This window comes from Bartonella sp. ML70XJBT (assembly GCF_028618425.1).
In the GTDB taxonomy this organism is placed as follows: Bacteria; Pseudomonadota; Alphaproteobacteria; order Rhizobiales; family Rhizobiaceae; genus Bartonella.
In genome coordinates, this window is the sequence record NZ_JAQISX010000015.1 from 48,525 (window position 1) to 56,969 (window position 8,445).

The following is an 8,445-nucleotide window of genomic DNA, read 5'->3' on the forward strand; positions in this document are numbered from 1 at the left end:
ATTAAAACCTCAATAAAATCTTGAATTGTTCGCGAACATCGGCACGCAAAGGAATATTAATGGGCGTTTTGAGTATTTCCACACCACCACTTAGTTCATCATTCCCTAGCCAAAGTTTGCCAACCGCTATGTTTTCTGCGGGGGTAGCGTGAACCAAAATTGAAACAAATGCTGCTTGTTTGCCGTCAACATCGCTAAAGTCTGTGCGGGCTGCAACAAGAAGCGCCGTGCCCCTCGGGGAGGGCTGATAGTGATTGCCACAATGGCTGTAAACCCCCTCCAAAACCTGTTCGACAGGCGCTACAGCATAGCATCTGCGAAACCCAATCACGCCATCTTGAGTGTCTCTTAACACGAGATAAAGCATGCGACCATGAAACCATTCTGCCATGAGCATATCGCGTTCGTGCTTTTTGACCGAACACCACGGAAAGTTTGCCATGTCCCATGGATAATCGATTTGGTTCCAGCTTAACTCTTCATCCCCATCATCTATCCAATTGCCAATAAGCCTGCCTTCTTCTCTTGTGAGCGTGTGATTGATCTCTGTCGTTCGCCCAAAGGAAAACAAAGTGCCCCCAGCTGTTAAGCGAATACCGCTCTCATACTCCAACATGCTGTCATCAAGGCGTGACATATTGCCTTCAACAGCTTGCACATCATAGCCGTAAACACCACGGCGAAAATCAGAGCGCAAACTTTTGGAAAGGTCGGTAATTGCTTCAATGGCTTCAAGCTGTGTTCGTTCAGGCAAGTGATCAAAGTAAAGTTGAAAGGAGTTCCACCATGCACGCCCCGTCCAGGCGGGTTGAAAGCGTGCAGAAATCTCTAACCATCTCAAACCCATATCAATTGCAGCTATAGAGCCACGTATCCGCTGCCATTGAAGCCCTTGATCAATCAAGTCATAAAGGTTTGGAACATAAGGTGTGAGTTCACCAAGCCCGTATTCTTCAATCAGCCACGGCAAGAAGCGGGGAGGGCGTGTGATCAGTTTAGAGCGTGAAATCCCCAAAACAGAACCATCAACATCTTGATGAAAATCGCAAACATCAGCAAGGCGCTTTTCAAATTCCGTTGCATTTGTGGGGAGGAGGGAACCAACCATTAGCGCGCCCGCCCTTTGAAGTTTAAGGTGATTTTTCCAATCGATAAAACTTCTTCATCACAAACCATACTGTCCCTTGTTGGGGTAATGGCAATGACTTTTTGGACACCAGAAATCATGAGTTTTGAAATCCACCACGACAAACTTAATTCACGACCAATGGCTTGTTCTTGTCTCCATGCTGCTCTTAAATTTGTTTCCATTGTTGTAAGAATTTTCAAAGATGTTTCTGGTAACAGCCAAACATCTGCTTCTAAATCCAGCACTTTTTTGACAGCAGCGTGAACAATGATTGTATCATTGGTCATAATGATATTTTTTCTGTGAAGAGCTTCTGAGACTGTTTGTATGAGATCTTCAGATGCCGTTCCTTCTTCATTGTTGCCAAAAAGAGCAACATAGATAGTTGGGTCTTTGCCTTTACGGTAAACAATCGCATCCTTAACACGACTATCTGCTGTTAAGGCTATAAGCTTGTAATAGGGCTCTGTCCCGCTACCATTGCCACCACGGGCATGAAGTTGAATACGTTCACGATATCTCTCATCACTTTCACCCTCCATGCGGGCAATACCATGCCAGTTTCCCAAAGCGTCAAGAGATTCACCGGTTGCAAAATCAAGAATGTTATTGCGTGCCGCTTCGTTAATACGCTGTCTTAAAAGCAACTCTCGATAGCTAAAAGCCTCAATGACTTTTACGGACGGATCACTTTCAAGAATGGTATATTCCGGCAAAAGCTCTTTTAAATGGGCAAGAGCAGCAGCGCGTATTTCCTCAAAAGAAAGTTCTGTGATGATTTCGGGTTTTGCAAGCACTCCATTCATTTTATCAATAATCCTTCCATGGTAATGGGCTTGCCTGAAGGCAAATAAATACCTTCAAAGGACAAAGAAACTTGTCCAGCATCAACCATTTTAAAATCAATTTTTTTCAGTTTAAAACGCGGTTCCCACTTGTCTAAAGCTTCAGCAACAGCAGCATAAAGAGCAACGGCAAAAGCATTATTAACCGGTGCATCAATGAGTTCAGCAACACGTGAACCATAGTCACGCCGCATGACACGCGAACCAATCCGTGTTGACAAAATATCAAGGATTGATTGGCGTAAATGATCAATGCCGGTCAATGGCTTTCCCGTTGTGCGGTCCATTCCACTGTTCAATTGGGACCTCCTGTCATCGAGCCACCAGGGGAAACACCTCCGTGAACATGGCTGTTTCCAATGTTGGTGCCGTTATGCTTTAGTCCACTGGAGTGAATGGAAACATTATTCCCAGAATGAAGAGAGAGACTATCATTCGAATTCAGAGAAACGCCACCACCTGCCTTCAAAGAGATGCCGCCTTTTGCGTTTAAATTTATATCGCTTTCTGAAACAATCTTTATGCCATCTGGCGCGGTAAGCTCTAGCTTGCCACCATCACCTTTTAGTGACACACCATCAGCGATTGTCAGGATAAATTTTCCGCCGGATTTGATGTGAATTCCATAAGTGTTTTGTTCATCATCATATTCAAGGCTGGTTCCATCAGGGTATATCGTTCGGTGAATGCTGCCTTTATCGGCGGCTTGGTTCGCATCTGTATGAATGGAGCCAACAATCACCCCTTGTGATAAATCCCCTGATGACGAGATAACAACTACTTGCTCTCCAACATCACGCCCTTCATAAGAACAGGTTTTACCGGCGCGGGCTTGTGTATCTGGAATCCAGTCACTGATAAGACTGCCACTTTTTACTCGATAGCGTGCATTTTTATGGTCGACATGGCTAATCTTTCCCACCACAACCATATTGGCCACACGTCTTTTTAGATCTGTGATTTCTTTATCGCGCCGCTCTAACATGTCCACCTTCAATTTTATGGTATTTATCTTTATTTCCCACGCCTGTTTCTGGTTCAAAGCTTAAGAAAGGTTCAACAATTCTTGCTACACTGCCTTCTTCTTCATCCATGTTGGGGATATTTGTCATATAAATGACTTCAAAGGTTAAAATTGCACCATGGAGTGCTAGAGCGCCATTATCGCCAAAGGCAAAAGCAATATTTTGCAGGCGGCATGTTTCAACTGTGTTGTTGAGATTGGGATTAGCGTAGAAAATCTCCTCAACTTCCCATGCTAATTGGTCAACAAAACGCGCTCCATCTTCACATGTTGCATAACATTCAACATCTAGCGTTAAAACACGCCGCCTTACTCCATAATCATAGCCATCTTCAATCGTTTCACTTTGTGTTGAGATATTAATTGCAGGCATTTTCTCAACGGAAAAGTTGAAATCACGCATATTGAAAACATTGTCACCAGCTGCCGTCTTTGCTGCTTTGATCAACGCAACAAATGTTTCCCTTATCGTCTCTCTCGGATGCATGGGGGCTCCTGTCCAATTAAGTGTATAAAATGATTGACTAGGATTAATAATGATACTATTATTAGTTATGAGTAATAAAGTTGAAAAAATAATCAGCTTGATGAAAGCATCACCAAAGAACATTAAGTTTTCAGATTTGTTGGCTGTGTGTGTACATTTTTTTGGAGAACCGCGGAACAATGGTACAAGCCACTTTGTTTTTAAAACCCCATGGCTTGGTGACCCCCGTGTGAATATTCAAAAAGGTTCTGGTAACAAAGCAAAAGCTTATCAGGTCAAACAAGTCTTACAAGCGATAGAAAGGATGAAACATGAACAATAATCATTATACATATCGTGTTTTGTGGTCGCAAGAAGATGAGGAATATGTCGGATTGTGTGCAGAATTCCCATCCCTTTCATGGTTAGATGCTCAAGCAGAGAAAGCTTTAAAAGGTATTATGGACCTTGTTTCAGAAGTTGTTGAGGACATGCAACATAATGGAGAAGAAGTTCCTGTGCCTTTGTCACATGGTAAATACAGTGGTAAGTTTCAATTAAGAATACCACCAGAACTCCATAGAAAACTTGCAATACAAGCCGCTGAAAATGGTGTGAGTTTAAACAGATACATTTCTTCTAAACTTTGAATCTTTTAAAAGTCTATACGTACTAAAAGAAATTTAATTTTTATGAAAAACTCTAAATTAAAACAAATACCCGTTTTAAAGACGGATGAAGAAGCAGAAAACTTTGTTGATACTGCAGATCTTACAGATTATGACTTAACTGGTTTTGAACCCGTTCATTTCGAATTTTTCCCTAAAGAAGCCTCTTTGACCACTCCCCACCTTTAACGATAGGGAGGGGAGTTCTGTTTTTAACTTAAGCAACCTTTTTAATGGGGATCTCCAAAGTAGGAGCATAAGCTTGCAATAACGGATTCATGCTATGCGGTAGTTCTGAAGTTCCAAAACCTGTAAGAACTGCTAGAATCTTTGTAATATTTGGCACGTCATCTTGGAGTTTTAAAATCAAAGCTTTTTCTACCACGCCCATGATGTCAACCAGAGCACTACAATCTTTGTCGCTCACATTTTCATCATTAGAAAATTGAGATAATGCCATCCACAAATCGCATAAAAAGTTAGTATAGATCTTCATTGTACACCTCCATGAATTTGTTCTCTCAAACATGCCAATCCTCTTGAGGTGATTTTTGTTGAAGGCAGCACCTTCTCTGTTCCGTCCGGTCTTTGAATGGTGATAGCAGGGCAATCCATAAAACCCTTCTTGATTTTGTCTTGATAGGGTAATAAAGGTGCCCCTGGAGCACGTCGATATACCCAATCGTGTTTCCGCAAATAATCGGTCAAATCTTTTGGTCGTACCTCTAACATCTTTGCTGCTTCAATAAGACCGAACAAACCATCAGAACGCTTTAAACCATCAAGTGCTTGTGCTTTTGGAGCTAATTCTGCAATCACATGATCTTTCTGCTCAATTTGACTTTGTAAGTGATTCAAGACACCAAGTAATGCTTCGGGCTTGGAATAATCAACTTGTGGAACAGCAACTTGCTTTTCCAATTCTTGCCAACGGTCAATTATTTTTGCTCGTAAGACAGTGCTGTAACCAGAAACAAGAATTAAACATTCACGCTTGGGGAGGTTATAGCAGTTTTGAGGTTTTCCCTGTTTGTCTATATAGGTGCCCCCAAATTTGGGGAGACCTCCTTCAATGTATAATTCTTCAAGTATTTTCTTAATATCACGCATGACATGGTCATGTCTTTTACCACACAACTCAGCAATCTCACGACTAGACATAGTTTGAGCGGTAGCACTGTTAGTAGCACCTTCTTTAGTTTCTATAAGTGTGTTCATTGTGAACTCCTAGATGTTAGATGTTTTCATTGACACCCTTAAAGGTATCGGGTGCTGAAAACACGGCATCTAGTCCGTCGTTATGCTTTCCCCATAAGGGTATTGTATAGCATAACTACACCCGATGAGGTCATTATACACTTGTCGCATATAATGAGTCAAAGTCTTTGCAATGCACAGAAGATTGATTATTTCGGCAACCAATCCGCTATTGGTTTAAGGTGTTTTTGAGGCACCTGATTCGACAATAGACATATTGTTGCCATATTGTCAAGTGGTGACTTCATATTTTAAAAAATTAATAAGTGTATCTTTATTTTATCTCCCGCAAGATAAGCTTATACATACCGGATTCAGAGGCTTGTACCTCTGTGATCACGAAGTGCTCTTGAGAGGGGGCTTTGCTGTTTTCAGGGGAAATGATTACAACACTATCTTGAGGCTTTGGGGGTAAGCCGCCGATATCATGAATACAGACATCAAGTTCTTTTCTAGGTACTGTTGTGGGAATTCTCCCACCAGCGTCCGATTCTGAATGTTTAATGCCGTAAATCGCTGTGATCCGAAAAGATTGCTGATTGTCCTTTCGCGTGTAGATGATGGGCTGCCCAAAGGTGTTGCGCACATCTTTAACCATTTGGTTTAGCAGCCCGTGCCATCGCATGTTATTTCGCTCCAATCACGGCTTTGAACAGCATTTCTGGGCGTGTACAGATGTAAAGCGGATAGCTGTAGACCTCCGGTTTTACCCATGCATTACGGTCGTGGTCGACTATAAGCATGGTGTAGAGAGGTTTTCCAACCGTGTTGGCAAAATCCAAGCTTTCACCAGGAGCAAAGGTTTTTTGGAATACACCAGGCGCATCAACAGGAAAGAATTGACATTCATCAGGCTTAATTCCTATGGCACGCTTTGTTCCAGCCTTCGCGCTCACATTATAGTTGTGGATACTCCGGTAATTAATGAAAGTGACACCTGCAAAGTCAAAACTGCCAAAACTTCCAGAACCAATTGCGCTTGGTGTTGCAACACCTCCAGCACTATTAAGTGTTTGTGCTAAGGCTGTGTTGAGATAAGTTTCACGAATTGTTTTATGGTTTTTCAACTTGGAAAAGAATTCATTTCCACAAAGCCCAATAATCCGCGAACGATCAGAAAATGCTCCTTTTGAAGCCTCAATCATCCTCATAATGACCCGATCAACATTGTCAGCAACATTGGTTGTCTCAACATTTAGTTTAAAGTCAATGGGCTTTGGTGGTGTGATTTCCCATTCTTTGTACCAGTCAACAATGACAGAGCCATCAGCATCAAGGACAACACCTTGAACAGCGCCAAGCTGCATATTTTCCCATGTCAATTCGATTTCAGAAATCAGTTTCTTTTGTTTTCTGGCAATATATTTCATTGCTGTCTCTAACTGATCTTCTGCGCCAAATTCACGCCGGTTCTGGATTTCTTCTGATTTCACCGTATCACTTTTGGCAATCCGTGTTGTTTTGAAAAACCGAAGATTACGACCCTCTCTATCACCTTCTGCCAAAGGTGCACCACGTTCACTGGTTTGAATAAGCGAAAATGTATTATCACGCCGTTCAATACCAACTACTGTGGTACTGGTTTCAACTTCCTCAAAAAGATTAAGAGAGCTTACAAGACCAGATTGAAACTCATAGTTTTCAATGGCTTTCATCATTGTGATGCTTGAGAAAGCATCATGTTTAAAAAAATTCATATCCATGTGCGCATTCTCCTATCGCAACAGAATTTTATTGTTGTCTTCTAAAGACTGAATGGCTGCCATCTTTTCTTGGTCAAGTATTGTATCTGGCCATAGCAATTCAGAAGCTTTTACAGTGCATAAGCGTGCTGTAATCACGGCGCGTTGATCTGCTTCTGTTGCGTCAACAGTGGCAAAAGAAATCCCTGCCGGTGTTTGACTGCCATCCGATGCTGCTGGATCAAGAGGGACATATTTTTCCGTTTCAGTCACCTTTCCCATGACAGTTCCCGCTTCAATGAAGGCTCCTGATGCAAACACCACTTCTTCGTTTGACATATCGGGGTCGTAGGGTCCAAGATAAGCACCATTGCGTACGTCGTCATAAATAATATTCGTCATTTCACTGCCCTCCAAGCTGTTTCCCATTTTGCATGAATCTTTGCCTTACTGTTTTCATCAGCATGAGGCGCATAAGGCGATACTTTCAAAGACGCGCTTTGAGAGCTAGCAGCCGTCAACACGCACTGGCGTGCTTTCTCGATGCTCATACCGTTTTGAATAGCTTTTGCTGCGTCAAAAGAAACGCCTAAGTGCTTTGCTTGCCTTTCAAGGGTTGTTAGTGCTTTTGCGCGCTTTCTTTCTTTTTCAAGAGCAGCTTTTATGTTTTCCTGCTTGTCTTCGTTGTCGTTGTCCTCATCTTCGTTTTCTTCTTCTTCGTCGAAGTCTTCGGCGTTTTTGTCGATGTCGCTATCGTCTTCGTCGTCATTGATGACGTCGACGATCTTTTCATCTTCCTCTTCTTCAGCGCGGTATTGTGTGCGTGCCATGTGTTTTGTCCTTCTTTTGTTGTTGATGTTGGGTTTTGTGATATGGAATCCGTTAAGGCTTCCAAAGCTTGCGCAAGGGTGCCTTGCACATCTGCTAATCCAAGTTTGAGAGCTTGGGTGCCTATAAAAGTTTCTGCTTTTGTGTCACGAATTGCAGCAGCATTTAAGCGTCTGTTTTGCGCCACCAAATCGACAAACATCTCGTAGAGCAGGGCGCAATCAGCTTGCATTTTTATCTGTGCTGTATCGCTCAAGGGTTCGTGAGGGTTGCCATGAACTTTGTGATCACCTTCAAAGACAAAGGTCCATTTATGCCCGTGTTTTTCATCTGCACGGGACTGGTCAAGATGAGCACAAACAACTCCAATCGAGCCTACAACACCCGTGCGTGCAACCCATATTTGAGAAGCAGAACAAGCAATGGCATAAGCCGCTGAACAGGCAAACTCATTGGCATGTGCCCAAATGGGCTTGTCGTATTGTTTTGAGAGTGTTTGAAACTCTTCAACCAAATCAAACACACCGCCGGCTTCTCCACCGCCGC

Annotated in this window: 15 protein-coding genes; 3 read left to right on the plus strand and 12 right to left on the minus strand. The window is 42.5% G+C overall.

What is annotated here, in order from left to right; all coding sequences use genetic code 11:
- Position 1 precedes the first annotated feature (1 nt).
- Genes PVV65_RS06760 through PVV65_RS06780 form a run of 5 tightly spaced genes read right to left on the minus strand, consistent with a single transcriptional unit; the run spans position 2 to position 3,485 of the window.
- Entirely contained in the window at positions 2-1,108 is a 1,107-nt protein-coding gene (locus tag PVV65_RS06760; protein ID WP_273789656.1) for a phage tail protein, read from the minus strand.
- Positions 1,108-1,935, minus strand: coding sequence for a baseplate J/gp47 family protein (locus tag PVV65_RS06765; protein ID WP_273789657.1), 828 nt, complete (start codon positions 1,933-1,935; stop codon positions 1,108-1,110). Before PVV65_RS06765 ends, PVV65_RS06760 begins: the two co-directional genes overlap by 1 nt.
- Entirely contained in the window at positions 1,932-2,273 is a 342-nt protein-coding gene (locus PVV65_RS06770) for a GPW/gp25 family protein (protein ID WP_004856773.1), read from the minus strand. Before PVV65_RS06770 ends, PVV65_RS06765 begins: the two co-directional genes overlap by 4 nt.
- A complete protein-coding gene (locus tag PVV65_RS06775; RefSeq protein ID WP_273789658.1) occupies positions 2,270-2,959 on the minus strand; it encodes a phage baseplate assembly protein V in 690 nt (229 codons plus the stop codon). Before PVV65_RS06775 ends, PVV65_RS06770 begins: the two co-directional genes overlap by 4 nt.
- Positions 2,940-3,485: a hypothetical protein gene (locus tag PVV65_RS06780; protein WP_273789659.1), complete on the minus strand. Its 546-nt coding sequence runs from the start codon at positions 3,483-3,485 to the stop codon at positions 2,940-2,942. The genes PVV65_RS06775 and PVV65_RS06780 overlap by 20 nt, the downstream gene beginning before the upstream one ends.
- 49 nt (positions 3,486-3,534) lie before the next feature.
- Here PVV65_RS06780 and PVV65_RS06785 point away from each other — a divergent pair, with 49 nt between their 5' ends.
- The 3 genes from PVV65_RS06785 to PVV65_RS06795 are packed head-to-tail and all read left to right on the plus strand — an operon-like array spanning position 3,535 to position 4,321.
- Complete coding sequence (locus PVV65_RS06785) at positions 3,535-3,807, plus strand: hypothetical protein (protein ID WP_006589097.1); 273 nt, start codon at positions 3,535-3,537, stop codon at positions 3,805-3,807.
- The gene (locus PVV65_RS06790) at positions 3,797-4,114 is read left to right on the plus strand and encodes a type II toxin-antitoxin system HicB family antitoxin (RefSeq protein WP_004856761.1); all 318 of its coding nucleotides are present in this window, start codon (positions 3,797-3,799) and stop codon (positions 4,112-4,114) included. The genes PVV65_RS06785 and PVV65_RS06790 overlap by 11 nt, the downstream gene beginning before the upstream one ends.
- 42 nt (positions 4,115-4,156) lie before the next feature.
- Positions 4,157-4,321 (plus strand): CopG family antitoxin, encoded by a 165-nt coding sequence (locus PVV65_RS06795; RefSeq protein WP_273755853.1) that lies wholly within the window; start codon positions 4,157-4,159, stop codon positions 4,319-4,321.
- A 28-nt stretch (positions 4,322-4,349) separates the two neighbouring features.
- Here the strand turns inward: PVV65_RS06795 and PVV65_RS06800 are convergent, their stop codons facing one another.
- The 7 genes from PVV65_RS06800 to PVV65_RS06830 form a co-directional block, all read right to left on the minus strand.
- A complete protein-coding gene (locus PVV65_RS06800; protein ID WP_273789660.1) occupies positions 4,350-4,628 on the minus strand; it encodes a hypothetical protein in 279 nt (92 codons plus the stop codon).
- Positions 4,625-5,350, minus strand: coding sequence for a Rha family transcriptional regulator (locus PVV65_RS06805; protein WP_273789661.1), 726 nt, complete (start codon positions 5,348-5,350; stop codon positions 4,625-4,627). Before PVV65_RS06805 ends, PVV65_RS06800 begins: the two co-directional genes overlap by 4 nt.
- A 313-nt stretch (positions 5,351-5,663) precedes the next feature.
- Positions 5,664-6,014: a hypothetical protein gene (locus PVV65_RS06810; protein WP_273789662.1), complete on the minus strand. Its 351-nt coding sequence runs from the start codon at positions 6,012-6,014 to the stop codon at positions 5,664-5,666.
- Between the two features lies 1 nt (position 6,015).
- Entirely contained in the window at positions 6,016-7,092 is a 1,077-nt protein-coding gene (locus PVV65_RS06815; RefSeq protein WP_273789663.1) for a major capsid protein, read from the minus strand.
- Between the two features lie 12 nt (positions 7,093-7,104).
- Positions 7,105-7,473: a head decoration protein gene (locus PVV65_RS06820; protein WP_273719345.1), complete on the minus strand. Its 369-nt coding sequence runs from the start codon at positions 7,471-7,473 to the stop codon at positions 7,105-7,107.
- Positions 7,470-7,844: a hypothetical protein gene (locus PVV65_RS09975; RefSeq protein WP_273789666.1), complete on the minus strand. Its 375-nt coding sequence runs from the start codon at positions 7,842-7,844 to the stop codon at positions 7,470-7,472. The genes PVV65_RS06820 and PVV65_RS09975 overlap by 4 nt, the downstream gene beginning before the upstream one ends.
- Positions 7,733-8,445 (minus strand): S49 family peptidase (locus PVV65_RS06830; protein ID WP_273789664.1); only part of this gene is annotated, 713 nt, incomplete at its 5' end. The genes PVV65_RS09975 and PVV65_RS06830, both read right to left, overlap by 112 nt.